Origin of the sequence: Cobetia sp. 1AS1, from assembly GCF_029846435.1 — a bacterium.
In the GTDB taxonomy this organism is placed as follows: domain Bacteria; phylum Pseudomonadota; class Gammaproteobacteria; order Pseudomonadales; family Halomonadaceae; genus Cobetia; species Cobetia amphilecti.
On the sequence record NZ_JARWKU010000002.1, the window covers coordinates 587,817 to 604,550 of the forward strand.

The window sequence follows — 16,734 nt, forward strand, 5'->3', positions numbered from 1 at the left end:
CGACGAGGGGAGTGACAAGTCGGCCCCTCGCCGCAGTATTTTCAGGCGCTCTGGTGTCCAGATCCTGATCGTTCCAGCGTGTCCAACTGCCGCTATGGCGTTCCCGCCACTGTCTTTACCATCGATTCTGCACGATGTACTCCAGTGGCAGGTGCTGGGGTATTACGCTAACTCATTGTCATGACAATGGAAAAACGCTGAGCCATCGCCTGCTGCTCATGGCGGGCCGGCTCGCGGTTCAGGCTCACGAAGACGCAAGCCCCGATCAATGAGTGTAATTGAACCACCCGAGCAGGCGCTGGGAGATTCCGGCGGGCAGGACACTCAACCACCAGCACCCGAAGTTGAGCGGGAAGGGGAAGCTGATACGCGCCCGGTTTCGCGCTGCACCCTTGAGGATGCGGCGTGCGGCCTCCTCGGGTGGCATCTCGAAGGGCTTGGGCCCCGGCATGGCCTCACACATCGGCGAGGTGACATAGCCGGGCATGACGACGGTGACACCCACGCCATGGGGTTTGAGCCAGCTGCGCAGGCCTTCGCCATACGCCTTGACCGCCGCCTTGCTGCCGCTGTAGCTGGGCGTTAATGCCAGGCCATGCCAGGCCGCCAGGGAGCTGAGCAGTACCAGCTGGCCACTGCCGCGCTGTTTCATCGCCATGGCCAGATGGTGAGCCATGCCCAGGGTGCCAATCACGTTGGTCTGCAGCAGGCGGCGTGAATCCTCCCAGCGCTCTCCGTTGCCCTGGGGGCCGATATCGGTATTCATGCCGGCGTTGGCGATGGCGATGTCCGGCACGCCGCGCGCGCAGACTTCATCCAGCCAGGTGAACAGGGTCTCTTCATCACACAGATTGAGTACCGTGCATTCCACCTCGGCGCCCAGCTTGCGGCAGTCGCTGGCGATCGCATCGAGCTTGCGCTGCTTGCGGCCGGTGAGGATCAGCGTGGTGCCCGTCTCGGCGTAGGCGCGTGCCAGGGCGCCGCCTATCTCGCCCGTGGCACCGGTGATCAGGACGCGTCGCAGGCGGCTGGCATCCTGCGCGGCTTTCGCACTGGCGTCGCTCTCTGCAGGTCGGCTATCCGCTCGGTGAGTGCCAGCGGCGCGTTCAGCGTCGGTGGGCTCTGGCTGCTGGGGGGGCATGGCCGTCATCTTTGGTCTCCTTGAATCCCGACACCGAAGGTCGGCAGTTCCCTTGCGTTTCTCGTTATGGTCGGGTGAGAGAGGCTGCCATCGTTGGCGTGTCTCACCGTTGTTGCGTGGTCCAGCAGTCTTTTTGCATGTTCAGCAGCGGCTCAACATGTTCTCCAGCGGCGAACGTTCGGCGCACAGTATCTTGGACGCGCCCAACACGGCGAGTTGCATGCCCGGCTTGCAGTAGAAGCCGCCATTGAGCTGCACGGTATGAATCACCGTATTGCGGAAATGTCGGAAGAGCGTGGTGTCGGGGCGCTGGCCCTGGGTCCAGAAATCATGCAGCGAACCCTGAAAGGTCAGGCCCGGCAAGTTGAAGATCGGGTCACCCATGCAGAAGGTCGGGCAGCGATACTGCAGCGCCACGTTGCCGGTCGTGCTGTTGACCGTGATCATGCCCTTGGCCTGCTGCAGCAGCTTCTCCAGATTGCCGCTCTCCAGATAGACGATACGCCCGATCAGGTCGTAGCGGCGCTCCAATGAGCGAATCAGCCCCGGGTAATCCACCAGACCCATGTCGAGGGGATGGTTCTTGATCACCAGGCGTGCCCCGCGTGGCGCATTGAGGGCGAAGCTCTTCATCACCCGCTGGATGACTTCCTGCATGTTGGCGAAGCGCGAATGGTGGCGTATCTGGGCATCGGTATTCAGCTGCAGCGGCAGCATGTAGTAGGGCGCGCCACTGCCCATCAGCTGATCGATACGCTTGGCGTCACGCCGCTTGTACCAGCGCATCAAGGGCAGTCGTGTCGCATAGCCCGCGTATTCCTGCACGGCGTGAATGCTGTGCGGGCGATAGCGCGGGAACAGCAGCGGATTGGCCGCGCCCGCCAGGTGGTAGGTGATGTCATGACGCGCACGTTCACTGAAAGGCGCCTTGAAACGCTGCGGCTTGGGGGCATCTTCGAGGTGTCTGCCTGCCTCACGGAACCAGTCAGGGTCGCGTGGCAGCAGGGAGTGGCCATTGACGCCTTCGCGCTCCAGCGTCACCCAGTAGGGACGGAAGTAGCCCTCCTCGAACACGTGGGTACGGATGCCGAGATATTCCGCCTTGAGCACGGCATCACGATGTACCGGGCGTCGGTCGCCGAACAATACCTGATCAGTGACGTGATGCTTGCGCCAGAGTTCGGCGATCCAGTCCCCGAGGTCCTCGAGCTTGCCGCGGTAGGCATACGCCTTGTCGTGGCGCCAGTAAAAGCTGTCGCCGCTGTTGAAGTTGACCTTGATGACCTCATGGCCATCCTGCTTGAGCTTTTTCGCCAGATGCAGGAAGAAGGGCGAGCACACCCCCTGCAGCAACATGAAGACGCGCCGGCGGCCGCCTCCCGGTCGGATGTGAGCAGAGGGTGGCTGCCCCGGAGTGTGCAATTCAGCACCATGCGAGGCATCGGGCTGAACTGGCGGTCGTGTCAGGACGGCATCATCCGACATCTTGAGCTGGCGCAGTTTTTCGATCGCGCTAGCCACGGAGGTTGCCGGTGAGAGGCCTTGTTCCCCAAGGCTCTCTTGCGCGCGAGCGTCCGCGGGCATGAGGGCCGAAGCTGAAGCGGTGAAAGGCAATGCCAGACGTCCATGTAACATGATTCAATGCTTCCCGATGAATAAGGCGCGATAGCCTCGATAAAGACGGGTTTTCCAAGGCAATGCTGGCTTCAAGGTACCTCTGCGAAGCTTGTCACGTTGTTGTTCCAGGATCGTGACGACTGTCTCGGCATTGCATAAGTGACCGTGCTCAGGGGCCACATACACGGGATACTCGATCAGAGCGCCAGCCACCAGGGCATCCACACTCAAGTGTCGAGTTCGTCCTGGACACTCGACAAGGTCATGAGTCAGCCCCCAGCCAGCATAGAAGGGCAGGCCATGGGTCGTGACGGGCACACCTCGTATCAAGGCTTCAAAGCCCGCGAGCGAGCAGAGTGTGTGTACATGATCCACCTGCTCAAATAACCGACTGATATTGCCGCTGGTCAATTCGAGATCGTACGTCCCGCCTTCAGTCGTCATCTCGCCACTACGCCCCCCTGTGACAACGTCGGGATGCGGCTTATAGATCACGTAGCTTTCAGGGTGCAATTTTCGCGCCGCCTCAAGCAAAGCCTGATTGGTGCGTATTCCGGGGCACGCATGGCGTATCGAGGCATCTGACTCCACCTGGCCGACGACCAATATCACGTCACGGCCCTTGGCCATTGCGCGAAGGTCCGGCAATGCATCACCTTCCGAATTGTACTTGCTCAGTCCCAACGTGATCAGGCGCTCCCGTAATTGGCGTGCGCGGCCTAACTCGGCATCGGTGAAATCATGATGCATCAACCACTGCTCCAGTGTGCTTGAGCGACTGGCGTCAAAATGCATGCCGAGCGGGTCGAGGATCAACGAAAGTGGCCGCGTGAGATCCACCCCCAGGCCGACTGAGCGCAAGAAACCGTCCTCGATTCGCCACAGAGCGCCCCCTTGTGCAATGACGGAGGCTTCCAGCTCTGCTGTGGTTCGGCTCGCCCAGCTCAGCACGCGGGTAGGGGGTGGGGCCTGTTGTTCGCGCTGCGACATCGCTTGCGGATCATGCGCGATGGTGACACCAGCTGTCTTTTGCAGCTTCTGCAGTGCGATGGCATCGCTTTTGACGAAGTCGCAGTGTGCCAAGGGGCCCAGGAAGCCGGGCAGGAAATTACGCTTCCAGCGCGAGTACCCCGGCGCTATCCAGTGACCTGCCAGTCTGGTAGCCATTCGCTTCTGGTCTGCAAGCAGCTGGATGATCTCTTCGAGCGTCGCGGCCTGCTGGGTATAGGGGTTGGCATAGCGGCTGTATTCGAGATAGGCCGCGGCAAACACCTGCTCAAGCGTGCGTGACTGGCCTCGGCGCGGACATTGCTGGCGATCATCCGTCAGGCCCCACCCGGCATAGAACGGCATGCCGTGGCAGGTCACCGGCAGGCCTGCCATCAGGGCCTCGAGCCCAAGCTGGCTGGTCACGACATGGACGCCATCGACCTGTTCGAACAGGCACCAGGGGTTGATGTCGTCGCTCAGCAGCGTGCAGCCAAGCTTGCGTGCCTCTTCCAGCAGATAGCCGCGCTTCTTGCCGGCGATCACATCCGGATGCACCTTGACCCATACCTCGGCTCCCTCGATGGCACAGGCCTCCCTCAGCATGGCAAGGAAAGTCTCCGGGCTGGCCATGCCGCCCACGACAGACGCATCCTCGGCGGTCTGATCCACGATGAGAAGGCGCTGCATGCCAGGCTTTCGGGCTGGCAGCTTGCGCTCTGGTGCATGGTTGTACTTGCTCAAGCGATGCATGCGCAGGCTTTCGAGAGCCGCGCGCGCGCGCGCCAGCAATGCTTCTGCCTGACGCGTCGGCGCTTCATTGATCAGTTGCTCGAGATCACTCGGTTGGCGCGCATCGTAATAGATGCCCTGATGATCGACCACCATCGCCATGCCAAGGTAACCGGCGCTTGCCAGGGTCAGAGAACGCAGGAAACCATCCTCCAATGCAACGTAGGGCAATCCATGTTCAAGCGCATATTGGCGCGCGCGCTTCGCCGTCGGTTTATGTCCCCAACCGACGACACGCATGATGTTTGTCGAGGATTTCTGGCCCACGAATTCTGGCGCAGTATTTATCCCTTTCGATGCCCCGAGCTCTGACAAAGTATCAGTCTCGCTTGCTGCTGGATGTTGTTCTTTTCCTACATTTTTTTTGCTCAGTGTACCTGTCGGGGCGCGTCGGCTGGCAGCGAAAGATAAATTCTTGAAGGTGAGCGAGTTGTCATTGTTCTGACACGAAAGGGGTGTACGCCCTCTTGTCAGTGGCAGCAACTCGGGAATGAAGCAGGCAAGAAGTGGTTGGCGATAAATCCCTGAAGAAAAACAGAGCGATGCCCCGGAGGTCGCGTCATTCGTGACATCCGCTGATCCGTGCCGAGCGTGAGAGGCGCAGGGCAGAGCACGCATGAGAAGCTCCCATCCTTGGTTCATTGCCGCCTTCAGCATGCAGGGTGTCCGTTTCAGATAAGAAAAGTGACTGCTTACTCGTGATGCTCAGCACGCCTGGTGAGACTGTCGTGTGAGACCGTTGACTCAGAGTCCGCAAATAGGGAAAGTACGCAAAGTGACGTACGAATTCAATCAAGTCTTTGCTCGCGATATTGGTAGCAGGCAAATGATTAACAGGTGCTTTATTTTGTTTGTCAGCTTTTTCACTGCATGCTTCAGCAGTAATAGCTTTACTGCTAAAGTGCCACGCTCTGCGATGCATTTTCATTAATGCTTGAGCTTCATGTGAACGTGAAGCGCAGGGCTTGATCAGAAGAAGCGGCAGGACGCCAAGGGAACGCTAGTAGATGGAAATCGCGCAGCACATGGATGCTTTTGTCACCCTGGTGGTGACGGTAGGAGTGTTGGCAGGGCTTGTCTGGAATCGTTGGCCGGCGGAGTGGCTGATGATGGCCGCTGCCGTGTCGTTGATTCTGCTGGGCGTCATTTCTCCAGCGACCTTCCTGGCCGGTTTCGCCAACCCGGGCATCATGACCATCGGCGCGCTTTTCGTGGTCGCCGCCGGCGTGCAGGAAACTGGCGCGCTGCGCTGGATGCTCGAACGTCTGCTCGGTCGCCCCAGTTCTCCTTCTTCAGCATTGGCACGCCTGATGCCGATCACCTCGCTGCTCAGCGCCTTTCTGAACAATACTCCCGTCGTCGCACTCTTCATTGGCCTGGTTCAGGGCTGGTGTGCGCGCATGAAAATCTCGCCTTCGCGTCTGCTGATGCCCATGAGCTATGCCGCCATTCTCGGCGGTACCTGCACCCTGATCGGCACCAGTACCAATCTGGTCGTCGACGGCCTGCTGCAGTCCCAGGCCAATCTGCCCGGGCTCGGCATCTTTGATATCTCTGCACTGGGCGTGCCTGTGCTGATCATCGGCACCCTGTGGATGGTACTGATCGGCTGGCGTTTCCTGCCCCAGCGCAAGGGGCTGGTCGAACAGCTCGGCAATGGTCGCGAGTATTCGGTGGCCATGCGAGTGGCGGACAAGGGGCCGCTGCACGACAAGAGCATCGAAGAGGCGGGGCTGCGCAGTCTTCAATTCGGTTATCTGGCCGAGATAGAACGTTCCGGCAAGCTGCTGTCCATGGTCGGCCCAGACACCATCCTCCAGTCCGGTGATCGCCTCATCTTCGTCGGTGTCGCGGACACGGCGCATGAAGTGCGTGTTTTCCGCGGGCTGGAAAGCGACGCCGCAGGCCTGGATCTGGATCACCACCAGCGCCGTATGGTCGAGGCCGTCATCGCCCCAAGCTCCCCCGTCGTCGGCATGAACGTGCGCGAAGCGCGCTTTCGTACTCGCTATCAATCCGTGATTCTCGCCGTGTCACGCGATGGTGAGCGCATCAACAGCAAGGTCGGTGACATCGTGCTGCGCCCCGGTGACACCCTGTTGCTGGAAGCCGCTGCCGATTTCACGCGCCTGCATCGTTATAACCGCGAATTCCTGCTGGTCAGTACGCTGGATGGCAATGGCATGCCCAATCTGACCAAGGCGCCCATCGCGCTCGCCATCATGAGTCTGATGATCATCACGCACCTGGCGGGCATGGCCGAGCTGGTCGAGGCGGCGGTGGCGGCCGCCATTCTGATGGTCTTCACCGGTTGCCTCCCGGCCTCGCAGGCGCGCGCCAGCATCGATGGCAGCGTGCTGGTCGTCATTGCCGCTGCATTGGGGCTGGGACAGGCGATGACCGACAGTGGTGCGGCCCAGATGGTGGCGGACCAGCTCATGCAGCTGGGCGGCGGCTCGCCGCAGCTGATGCTGTTACTCATCTACCTCACCACAACGCTATTCACCGAGATTATCACCAACAACGCCGCCGCCGTGTTGATGTTTCCGATCGCCATGGCAGTCAGTGAGCAGCTGGAGGTCTCACTGATGCCCTATGCAATTACCATCATGTTCGCGGCCTCGGCCAGTTTTCTTACCCCGCTGGGCTATCAGACCAACCTGATGGTGATGGGCCCCGGGGGCTACAAGATGTTCGACTACATCAGGGTTGGCCTGCCGTTGAGCTTCATTGTTGGTACGACCTCGGTCGCTCTGATCCCGTTGATCTGGCCATTCACGGGCTGATCTGGTCATTGACGGGTAGAACCAGGCCCTGCTTCGTTTGGCGGCCGCTGGCGAGCGTTACCTTTTCATCGTCAGTCTGGCTGGCGAATTCAACACTGACAGGAAGGCACATGACGGATACGACAGTGAGCATGTCCGACAGCACGACACGCGCCATGTTGAATGCGCTGGAGGCCATTGCTCGCAAGGCGGGCGCTGCCATCATGGAGATCTACGAGAGCGGTGACTTCACGGTCGACATGAAGTCGGATGATTCCCCGCTGACCACGGCAGACCGCGCAGCGCACGCCGTCATCGTCGACGGTCTGAAGGCCATGGATGTCGAGTTCGGCGCCACGCCGATCCTGTCCGAGGAAGACGCGGACATCAGTTGGGACGTGCGCAGTGACTGGACACGTTACTGGCTGGTCGATCCGCTGGATGGCACCAAGGAATTCATCAAGCGCAATGGCGAATTCACCGTCAACATCGCGCTGATCGAGCAGGGCGTGCCGACCATGGGCGTCGTCTATGCGCCGGCCATCGATACCCTCTACGTCGGTGCCCAGCAGGGGGAAGGCCAGGCCGCCATCGCCGAGAAACAGGTTGGCGAGGGTGAGCGTCAGGCCATCGCCGTCAGTGATGTGCCTGGCTCCACCGACAGCTGGCGCATCGTCGGGAGTCGCTCTCATCAGACCGAAGAATTCAAGGCGTTCGTCGCCGACTTCGCTGCCTGCGATATCGTCGCCATGGGCAGTTCACTGAAGCTGTGCCTGGTGGCGGAAGGGGCGGCAGATCTCTACCCGCGCCTCGGCCCGACCTGTGAATGGGATACCGGTGCCGCGCATGCGGTGGTCGAAGCCGCGGGTGGTCAGGTGCTGAATGCCGAGACCCGTCAGGCGCTGCGTTACAACCAGCATGACAGCGTGCTCAACCCCTATTTCATCGTCTGTGCCACGCCGGCCGCTCCTTGGGCATGAACCAGGCGCAAGTCAGAGGGTAGGCAAGCGTCACCGGACTGACGCCAGAAGATGTCAGTCTCGTGTCAAAGATACTATGTTCTCTTCGCAGTGAGTTTCGCCTGTCAGTGCGTGCGGAGAGGATAGGGACAACCAGCTAGTGATCGTAAAGGATCAGTAATGACTGCATCATCCACGGCCGAAAAGCTTGGCATCACACCGGAACGTCAGACCCACCTCAAGCAACTTGAGGCCGAATCCATTCACATCATCCGTGAAGTGGCAGCGGAATTTGCCAATCCGGTCATGCTGTACTCCATCGGCAAGGATTCCGCCGTCATGCTGCACCTGGCGCGCAAGGCCTTTGCGCCGGGCGTGCCGCCGTTCCCGCTGATGCACGTCAACACCACCTGGAAATTCCAGGAAATGATCAAGTTCCGCGACGAGATGGCCGCGGAAGTCGGCATGGAGTTGATCGAGCACATCAACCAGGAAGGCGTCGCGGCGGGCATCAACCCGTTCGATCACGGCAGTGCCAAGTACACCGACATCATGAAGACCGCCGGTCTCAAGCAGGCACTCGACAAGCACGGCTTCGATGCTGCCTTCGGTGGCGCACGTCGTGACGAGGAAGCCTCGCGGGCCAAGGAGCGCGTCTACTCCTTCCGTGACCAGTACCACCGCTGGGACCCCAAGAACCAGCGTCCGGAGCTGTGGAACATCTACAACTCCAAGATCAACAAGGGTGAGTCCATCCGCGTCTTCCCGCTCTCCAACTGGACCGAGCTGGACATCTGGCAGTACATCTACCTTAAGTCCATCAAGATCGTGCCGCTGTATTACTCCGCCGTGCGTCCGGTGGTGAAGCGTGACGGCCTCGACATCATGGTCGATGATGACCGCCTGCCGCTGGAAGAAGGCGAAGTGCCGGAAATGAAGTCCGTGCGCTTCCGTACCCTGGGTTGCTACCCGCTGACCGGCGCCGTGGAATCCACCGCCGCGACCCTGCCGGAAATCATCCAGGAAATGCTGCTGACGCGGACCAGTGAGCGCTCCGGTCGTGCCATCGATCACGACCAGGCAGGCTCGATGGAGAAGAAGAAGCGCGAAGGTTATTTCTAGGCCACGCGCCAGGTATCCGGCTCCGTCGCCAGCAACGGTGATGGCATGCTTCAAGGCAAGCAGGACTCAACGAAATTGACAGGACGAGGGATGTCCTCAGCGCTGGAAGCGTCGCGCCTCATACGCCACAAGACGCTCGCGCCGGACAGGCCCCGTTCAGGGAGAATGACAGTGTCACACCAGTCGACGATGATCGCGGAAAATATCGAAGCCTATCTCAAGGAACACGAGCAGAAAGACCTGCTGCGTTTCATCACCTGCGGCAGCGTGGATGACGGCAAGTCGACCCTGATCGGTCGTCTGCTCCACGACTCCAAGATGATCTATGAAGATCAGCTGGCCGCCATCACCCGCGATTCCAAGAAGAGCGGCACCACCGGCAAGGTCGATCTGGCGCTGCTGGTCGATGGTCTGCAGTCAGAGCGTGAGCAGGGCATCACCATTGATGTCGCCTACCGCTACTTCTCCACCGACAAGCGCAAGTTCATCATCGCCGATACCCCGGGGCACGAGCAGTACACCCGCAACATGGCGACCGGGGCGTCTACCGCGAGCCTGGCGATCATCCTGATCGATGCGCGCTACGGCGTGCAGACCCAGACCCGCCGCCACAGCTACATCTGCTCGATGCTGGGTATCCAGCACCTGGTGGTCGCGGTCAACAAGATGGATATCGTCGACTACTCCCAGGAACGCTTCGACGAGATCGTCGCGGACTACAAGGAGTTCGCTAAGGACCTGGAAGTCCCGGATATCCGCTTCGTGCCGCTGTCCGCGCTGGAAGGCGACAACGTCGTCTCCATCAGCGAGCACACCCCGTGGTACGACGATGCCGCCTACGAGGCGCGTCCGCTGATGGACATCCTCGAGACCGTCGATGTCACTGAGGACAGCAACCTGACCGACCTGCGCTTCCCGGTGCAGTACGTCAACCGCCCGAACCTCAACTTCCGTGGCTACTGCGGCACCCTGGCTGCCGGTACCGTCTCGCCGGGCCAGCAGATCAAGGTTCTGCCCTCCGGCAGCACCTCCACCGTCGAGCGTATCGTCACCTTCGACGGTGATCTCGACATCGCCTGGCCGGGTCAGGCTGTCACGCTGACGCTGACCGACGAGATCGATATCTCGCGTGGCGACATGATCGTCGCCGAAGATTCCGATCTGGAGCCGTGCACCGCCTTCACCGCGGACGTGGTGTGGATGCACGAGGACCCGCTGATCGTCGGCAAGGAATACGAGCTCAAGCTCGGCACGTCCAGTGTCATTGGCCGCGTCGGTCGCATCATCCACCAGACCGACGTCAACACCATGGCGCGCAACGAAGCGGAGAATATCCCGCTCAACGGTATCGCTCGCGTGCAGGTCGAACTGACCCAGCCGCTGGCCATGGACAGCTATCAGCGTTCACCGCATACCGGCAGCTTCGTGTTCATTGACCGCCTGTCCAACATCACCATCGGTGCGGGCATGGTCAAGGAGACCCTGAGTGCCAGCAACATCGTGTGGCACGACATGGCGGTCACCAAGCAGCGCCGCGCCGATCGCAACAAGCAGAAGCCGTGCATCATCTGGTTCACCGGCCTGTCCGGTGCCGGCAAGTCCACCGCCGCCAATGCGCTGGAGCGTCGGCTGTTCGCCATGGGCTACAACACCTACCTGCTGGACGGCGACAACGTGCGTCACGGCCTGTGTGGTGATCTGGGCTTCACTGAGGTTGATCGTACTGAAAACATCCGGCGCATCGGTGAAGTTGCAAAGCTGATGGTCGATGCCGGCATGATCACCCTGGTCAGCTTCATCTCGCCGTTCCAGGCCGATCGCCAGACCGTGCGTGACATGGTCGGTGCTGACGAATTCATCGAGGTTTTCGTCAATACGCCGATCAGCGTCTGCGAAGAGCGCGATCCCAAGGGCCTGTATCGCAAGGCGCGTGCCGGTGAGATCAGTGACTTCACCGGCATCAGTTCGCCGTATGAAGCGCCGGAGAACCCGGAAATCGAGATCAACACCGGGGAATTGAGTCTGAAGGAGACAGCCGTGACCCTGATTAATCAGCTCAAGCATTACAACGTCATCGGTTGATACTTCACGCCGATCTTCCCCTGTTATAGGGCAGGTTTCTTGCATTCACAGGATATCAATATGACTAGGTCCTTACTAAAGCAAAGTCATGCAGGCGCGTTACGGATTGTATACGCAGCAGGCATTGCTCTCATCATCACCGGTTGCGCGACCTCCTATCCGGAATCCACCGGTGCCGGCAGCACCAACCTGGCCAACCTGACCGGCGCTGCGGCGCTGCCGGTGGATGTCTCGTCATTTCTCGACAGCGCGGCCCCCGGCAGCGTGATTGCCGTGCCGACCAGCCCCTGGGGCAGCAATGTCGAAGTGGTCGCCCATGAGCGCTACTTCGCGGCCAGCGGACGTATCTGTCGTGAGCTGACGGTCTCCAATCAGCGTGATCTGCCCAGCAAGGAGCTGGCGTGCCGGACCAGCAATGACGGCAAGGCCGGTGAAGGCACTTGGGTGACCCAGCGGTTGGTGACCGGCCTGCTGGAAGAGGCTCGCTGAGGAGTTTCTCGATAACTTCTCGGCAAGTTCTCAGCAACTTTTCGGCACCTACTCGCTGAAAGGACCGCACCTGGCTTGGCGTGAAACGACGATTGCAGGAAGCAGGCTGGCATGGCCGACGCTGTCATTCCTGACCGACACTGCTCTATTTTTTGCACGATTTTCTTTGCACTATGAGGGGCCTAGCCCGATGACAATTTCCAGATTCTTGCTCCGGGCCGGGTGCCTGGTGGCGGTAGCGTGCCTGAACGCCAGCCCTGCCATGGCAGCCGGCCTGGACAGCGGTTCCATCCTGTCCAGCAATGACCAGGCCTCCAGCATCCCGCAAAAGACGGATAGTGTAGAAGACAAGGCGCGTGCCGACTGGCGCAGCGGAACCTACGGGCCGCTGACCTCCCGTGCGCAGACCGACCCTGATTCCTTGCCGCCGTTCGGCGAAAACCTCTTCACCGGTGGTTTCCGCGGCATGATGGCCGATGGCCTCAACAGCAGCTACACCATCAAGCCGGGTGATCAGATCACCCTGCGTGTCTGGGGTGGGGTCGAGATGGAGTCCGTGCTGCCTGTCGATGCGCAGGGCAACATCTTCCTGCCGGGCATCGGTCCGGTGAAGGTGCAGGGCACCACTAATGCCCAGCTGGATGGCAAGGTACGCAGCGCCATTCAAGAGGTGTATCCCGAGAACGTCAGCGTCTACACCAACCTGCAGGGCGTGCAGCCGGTGGGCGTCTTTGTCACTGGGTATGTCAAGAATCCGGGCCGCTACGCCGGGACCCCGAATGATTCCATGCTGTATTTCCTCGACCAGGCCGGCGGTATCGACCAGGCACTGGGCAGTTACCGCAAGATCAAGATCAAGCGCAATGGCCGCGTCATCAATACGGTCGATCTCTATGACTTCCTGATCAACGGCGAGATCGCTCGCCCGCAGTTCCGCGATGGCGATACCGTCGTCGTCGAGGAGCGTGGCCCGGCGATCAGCGTGGTCGGGGATGTCGAGCGTGATTATCGCTATGAGCTCACCGACTCGCGTCTGAGTGGCGAAGATGTGCTGAACCTGGCGCGCCTCAAGTCGGGCGTCTCTCACGTGCTGCTGCGTGGCTCACGTCCAGACGGTCCCATCTCGCGCTATCTGCCGGTGACGGAATTCCGTGGTGCTGATGTGCGTGCAGGGGATGAAGTGCTGTTCAGTGCCGACCAGCGTGATGAGACCATCGTCGTGCAGCTGGAAGGCAGCTTCTATGGCCCGTCGCGTTATGCACTGCCGCGCGATGCCCACCTGGGGGAATTGCTCAATGCCGTCGGGGTGCCGAAAGGACTGACCGATTACCAGAGCGTTTCCATTCGTCGTGAGAGCGTCAAGGAACAGCAGGCGCAGGCACTGCAGGACAGCCTCAAGCGTCTTCAGGCTACCTATCTTGGCGCGTCTTCCTCGACCACCGAAGAGTCCGAGCTTCGTGTCCAGGAAGCCGAGATGATCGAGAAGTTCGTCGAGCAGGCGAAGAAGGAAGAGCCGACCGGGCGACTGGTCGTGGCACGTGAAGACGGCAACATCGCGGATGTGCGTCTGCAGGATGGCGATGTCATCACCATTCCGGAAATCAGTGATTCCCTGTTGATCAGCGGCGAAGTCGTAGTGCCTCAGGCCATGGTCTACACCCAGGGCATGACGGTGATGGACTACATCAACAGCGCCGGTGGTTTCACGCAGCACGCGGATGAAGACCAGATTCTGGTGGTACGTCAGAACGGCGCCGTGCGTCGCGCCGAGGAGGTTGAGCTGCGCTCGGGTGATCAGATTCTGGTACTGCCGGAACCGCCGACCAAGAACCTGCAACTGGCCACCAGTATCACGCAGATTCTCTATCAGGTAGCCGTTGCTACCAAAGTCGCTATAGATCTCTGATCATGGCCAGTGACATGAACACTTCAACTGAACGCCCATCTGGCGACAAGAAGAGCGGGCCCAAGGCCCGCTCTTCTTGGGCCGTGACGCGCAGTGTCTGGTTCGCCATGTTCATGCGTGAAGCCATCGGACGTACCATGACTGATCGCATGGGCTGGTTCTGGATGATTGCCGAACCAATGGCCTTTACGCTTGTGATGATCACGATGCGAAGCTTTATAGGAGGCGATAGTCTTATCATCAATGCCCCCTTTATCCCCTGGATGATCGTTGGCCTTCTCGGGTTCTTCTTGGTTAGGGAGGGTCTGATGCAGGGGGCTGGGGCAATCAATGCAAACAAGGCACTTTTTGCGTATCGCCAAGTGCAGCCTGTGGATGGTGTATTGGTCAGGAACTTCCTTGATGGATTGCTGCGTACACTGATCTTCCTGATGTTCATGTTAGGGGCTTTATTGTTGGGAACTGATTTTCGCCCAGACAATGGCTTCCAGGCGATCAGTGGCTGGTTATCACTCTGGGCGCTCGGGCTCGGGTTCAGTCTCGTGGTATCGGTCGCGGGGACATTGGTACCGGAAATCGCGAAGATTGTCAGAATGCTCAGTATGCCGCTATTGATAATGTCGGGCGTCATCATGCCGCTCAATCACTTGCCACATTATCTGCTTGAGTACTTGATGCTGAACCCGATCGTGCATGGGCTCGAATATACACGCCACGGTTTCTTTGAAGGCTACAAGGTCGTTCATGGAACCAGCATGTTGTATTTCTGGAGCTGGACTTTGGGAATGCTGGCCCTGGGGCTGCTGATGCATGTTCGATTCAAGGAGCGATTGAAAGCCCAATGATCGAAATCAAACATGTCTACAAGCGTTATTACACACATCGCGCCACGGACTGGGTGTTGCACGATGTCAATCTCACCATTCCCAGCGGGGTCAGCGTCGGGCTGGTCGGAGGCAATGGCGCTGGCAAGTCCACGCTGCTGCGCTTGATTGCGGGTATGGATAGCCCCACACGGGGGGAGATCAAGCGCCACAGCAGTGTCTCATGGCCAATCGGTCTGGCAGGGGGCTTCCAGGGCAGTATGACGGGACGACAGAACGTCAAGTTTGTCGCTCGTGTACATGGCGGCCATGGTAATGAGGCCGAGATAATTCGCCGAGTAGAGGCCTTTGCAGAGATTGGCCCCGCCTTTGATCAACCGATCAAGACGTATTCGTCAGGGATGCGCTCGCGACTCAATTTCGGCCTATCCCTTGCATTCGATTTCGATATCTATCTGTCAGATGAAGCGACGTCGGTGGGGGATCGCGCTTTCAAGGCCAAGGCCTCCAAGGCGTTCAAAGACAAGGTCGGCAAGGCTAGTCTGATCATGGTGTCGCATGGTGTCGGGATCCTGCGAGAGTTATGCCAGGCGGGTATCTATCTACGGGATGGGCGAGCTCACTGGTATGACGATATCAATGACGCTATTGATGCCTACCACAATGACAGCGATGCTCATGTCCTCGAGCGCAAGCTGCATCAACTGACCAATTCGAAAACGACGTCACTCAAGCAAGCGCAGGTATTCCATCAGGAAGCCAAAGCACACTTTGACAGCTTGCAGATTGCGCTCGAACAACTTCCTCAAGATATCCAGCCACGAGAAAGGCAAGCTTCCGTCCAAGCCGTGAATGAAGCACGTGAAACGCTGCATAGCGCAAGACGTTTGGTACAGAAGCTCAAGTGATCGTTCTCAACGATAATAGTGACAAGGGTCTTACATGCTCAAATTGATAAAGCGTCAACCTCAATGGTTCGTCGCCATTTTCGCTATCATTCTGGTAGGGCTCTACTGGAGTTTATGGGCGGATGATCGTTATGTTGCCAAGGCAACCGTAGTACTGGAAAGCCCTCAGGTCAGTGCAGCCAGCGAGGTAAGTTTCGGCTCGTTGCTCACCGGGGATAAAAGTGACGGCGATCTATTGCTGTTGCGTGAATATCTGTTGAGCACTGATATGTTGAAGAAAGTTCAGCATGAACTGAACTTCCGCCAACATTATAGTGAAAATGGCGATTTCTTTGCGCGTTTGGGAGACAAGGACGCGCCAATTGAGCAACTGCACGATTACTATTTGAAGCGTGTAGCTGTCGAGATGGACGAGTATTCAGGTGTATTGAACATCAAGGTACAGGCTTGGACACCTGAATTCGCACAACAGTTTGCCGAGTTGTTGTTGCGTGAAGGCGAATCACATATGAATAGTATGGGGCAGCGCCTGGCAGAAGAGCAGGTGCAGTTCCTTGACAAGCAGGTCGCCTTGCTGGAGACGAACTTCCAGGAAACACGCCAGGCCTTGTTGGATTACCAGAATGAGAATGGCCTTGTGTCTCCGACACAGACAGTGCAGAGCCTGAATACGGTAGTATCAAGTCTGGAGGCTCAGCTAGCCTCTCTGAAAGCGCGCAAGAGTGCGATGGCCAGTTATCAGAGTGCTCGTTCGAGTGACATGGTGCGTACGGAAAGTGAAATTCGTGCATTGAGAGACCAGATCGATAAAGAGCGCAAGCGTCTCGCACAGCAGTCGGGCAACTCACTGAATGCTGTTTCAAGTCAATATGAAACACTGCAATTACGTGCTGACTTTGCCAAGCAGACGTATTCCAACGCATTGGCAGCACTAGAGAATACTCGTATCGAGGCGGCACGGAAACTGAAGCAGGTCAGTGTTCTGCAAAGTCCTCTGTTGCCTGAATATCCTGAACAACCGGAACGGCTCTATAACACCAGTATTTTCGCCATTGTAGTTATCTTCATGGCATTCATCTTCAGCATGATCATGTTGATCGTCAAAGATCATCGAGATTGATAACTAGGTTATCATTGATAAT

Annotated in this window: 12 protein-coding genes; 9 read left to right on the forward strand and 3 right to left on the reverse strand. The window is 58.8% G+C overall.

Annotated features, from left to right (window positions below):
* Positions 1-265: 265 nt before the first annotated feature.
* The 3 genes from QD280_RS06290 to QD280_RS06300 form a co-directional block, all read right to left on the reverse strand.
* Positions 266-1,150 carry an SDR family NAD(P)-dependent oxidoreductase gene (locus QD280_RS06290; RefSeq protein WP_279838650.1) on the reverse strand — a complete coding sequence of 295 codons (885 nt, stop codon included), beginning with the start codon at positions 1,148-1,150 and terminating at the stop codon, positions 266-268.
* A 132-nt stretch (positions 1,151-1,282) separates the two neighbouring features.
* Positions 1,283-2,497, reverse strand: coding sequence for a capsular biosynthesis protein (locus tag QD280_RS06295; RefSeq protein ID WP_279838651.1), 1,215 nt, complete (start codon positions 2,495-2,497; stop codon positions 1,283-1,285).
* A 282-nt stretch (positions 2,498-2,779) separates the two neighbouring features.
* Complete coding sequence (locus QD280_RS06300) at positions 2,780-5,155, reverse strand: capsular polysaccharide biosynthesis protein (RefSeq protein ID WP_279838652.1); 2,376 nt, start codon at positions 5,153-5,155, stop codon at positions 2,780-2,782.
* A 407-nt stretch (positions 5,156-5,562) separates the two neighbouring features.
* Between QD280_RS06300 and QD280_RS06305 the strand changes: the two genes are divergently transcribed.
* From QD280_RS06305 to QD280_RS06345, 9 genes are all read left to right on the forward strand, one after another.
* Positions 5,563-7,323 (forward strand): SLC13 family permease, encoded by a 1,761-nt coding sequence (locus QD280_RS06305; RefSeq protein WP_279838653.1) that lies wholly within the window; start codon positions 5,563-5,565, stop codon positions 7,321-7,323.
* A gap of 110 nt (positions 7,324-7,433) precedes the next feature.
* Positions 7,434-8,282, forward strand: coding sequence for a 3'(2'),5'-bisphosphate nucleotidase CysQ (gene cysQ, locus QD280_RS06310; RefSeq protein ID WP_279838654.1), 849 nt, complete (start codon positions 7,434-7,436; stop codon positions 8,280-8,282).
* A gap of 159 nt (positions 8,283-8,441) precedes the next feature.
* Complete coding sequence (gene cysD, locus QD280_RS06315; RefSeq protein WP_279838655.1) at positions 8,442-9,383, forward strand: sulfate adenylyltransferase subunit CysD; 942 nt, start codon at positions 8,442-8,444, stop codon at positions 9,381-9,383.
* 171 nt (positions 9,384-9,554) lie between these two features.
* Entirely contained in the window at positions 9,555-11,465 is a 1,911-nt protein-coding gene (gene cysN / locus QD280_RS06320) for a sulfate adenylyltransferase subunit CysN (protein WP_279838656.1), read from the forward strand.
* A 60-nt stretch (positions 11,466-11,525) separates the two neighbouring features.
* Positions 11,526-11,954, forward strand: coding sequence for a DVU3141 family protein (locus QD280_RS06325; protein WP_279838657.1), 429 nt, complete (start codon positions 11,526-11,528; stop codon positions 11,952-11,954).
* A gap of 262 nt (positions 11,955-12,216) precedes the next feature.
* Positions 12,217-13,860 (forward strand): polysaccharide biosynthesis/export family protein, encoded by a 1,644-nt coding sequence (locus QD280_RS06330; protein WP_279838658.1) that lies wholly within the window; start codon positions 12,217-12,219, stop codon positions 13,858-13,860.
* Between the two features lie 2 nt (positions 13,861-13,862).
* On the forward strand, positions 13,863-14,705 hold the full coding sequence (locus tag QD280_RS06335; protein WP_279838659.1) for an ABC transporter permease: 843 nt from the start codon (positions 13,863-13,865) through the stop codon (positions 14,703-14,705).
* Positions 14,702-15,592 (forward strand): ABC transporter ATP-binding protein, encoded by an 891-nt coding sequence (locus tag QD280_RS06340; RefSeq protein WP_279838660.1) that lies wholly within the window; start codon positions 14,702-14,704, stop codon positions 15,590-15,592. Before QD280_RS06335 ends, QD280_RS06340 begins: the two co-directional genes overlap by 4 nt.
* Before the next feature lie 34 nt (positions 15,593-15,626).
* Positions 15,627-16,712, forward strand: a complete 1,086-nt coding sequence (locus QD280_RS06345) for a chain-length determining protein (RefSeq protein WP_279838661.1) — start codon at positions 15,627-15,629, stop codon at positions 16,710-16,712.
* Positions 16,713-16,734: the final 22 nt, after the last annotated feature.

Coding starts and splice junctions, on each gene's coding strand:
- QD280_RS06290 (WP_279838650.1), bottom strand. CDS start 1,150: ATGACGGCCATGCCCCCCCAGCAGCCAGAGCCCACCGACGCTGAACGC.
- QD280_RS06295 (WP_279838651.1), bottom strand. CDS start 2,497: ATGTTGCTGCAGGGGGTGTGCTCGCCCTTCTTCCTGCATCTGGCGAAA.
- QD280_RS06300 (WP_279838652.1), bottom strand. CDS start 5,155: ATGCGTGCTCTGCCCTGCGCCTCTCACGCTCGGCACGGATCAGCGGAT.
- QD280_RS06305 (WP_279838653.1), top strand. CDS start 5,563: ATGGATGCTTTTGTCACCCTGGTGGTGACGGTAGGAGTGTTGGCAGGG.
- cysQ (WP_279838654.1), top strand. CDS start 7,434: ATGACGGATACGACAGTGAGCATGTCCGACAGCACGACACGCGCCATG.
- cysD (WP_279838655.1), top strand. CDS start 8,442: ATGACTGCATCATCCACGGCCGAAAAGCTTGGCATCACACCGGAACGT.
- QD280_RS06325 (WP_279838657.1), top strand. CDS start 11,526: ATGACTAGGTCCTTACTAAAGCAAAGTCATGCAGGCGCGTTACGGATT.
- QD280_RS06330 (WP_279838658.1), top strand. CDS start 12,217: ATGGCAGCCGGCCTGGACAGCGGTTCCATCCTGTCCAGCAATGACCAG.
- QD280_RS06335 (WP_279838659.1), top strand. CDS start 13,863: ATGGCCAGTGACATGAACACTTCAACTGAACGCCCATCTGGCGACAAG.
- QD280_RS06340 (WP_279838660.1), top strand. CDS start 14,702: ATGATCGAAATCAAACATGTCTACAAGCGTTATTACACACATCGCGCC.
- QD280_RS06345 (WP_279838661.1), top strand. CDS start 15,627: ATGCTCAAATTGATAAAGCGTCAACCTCAATGGTTCGTCGCCATTTTC.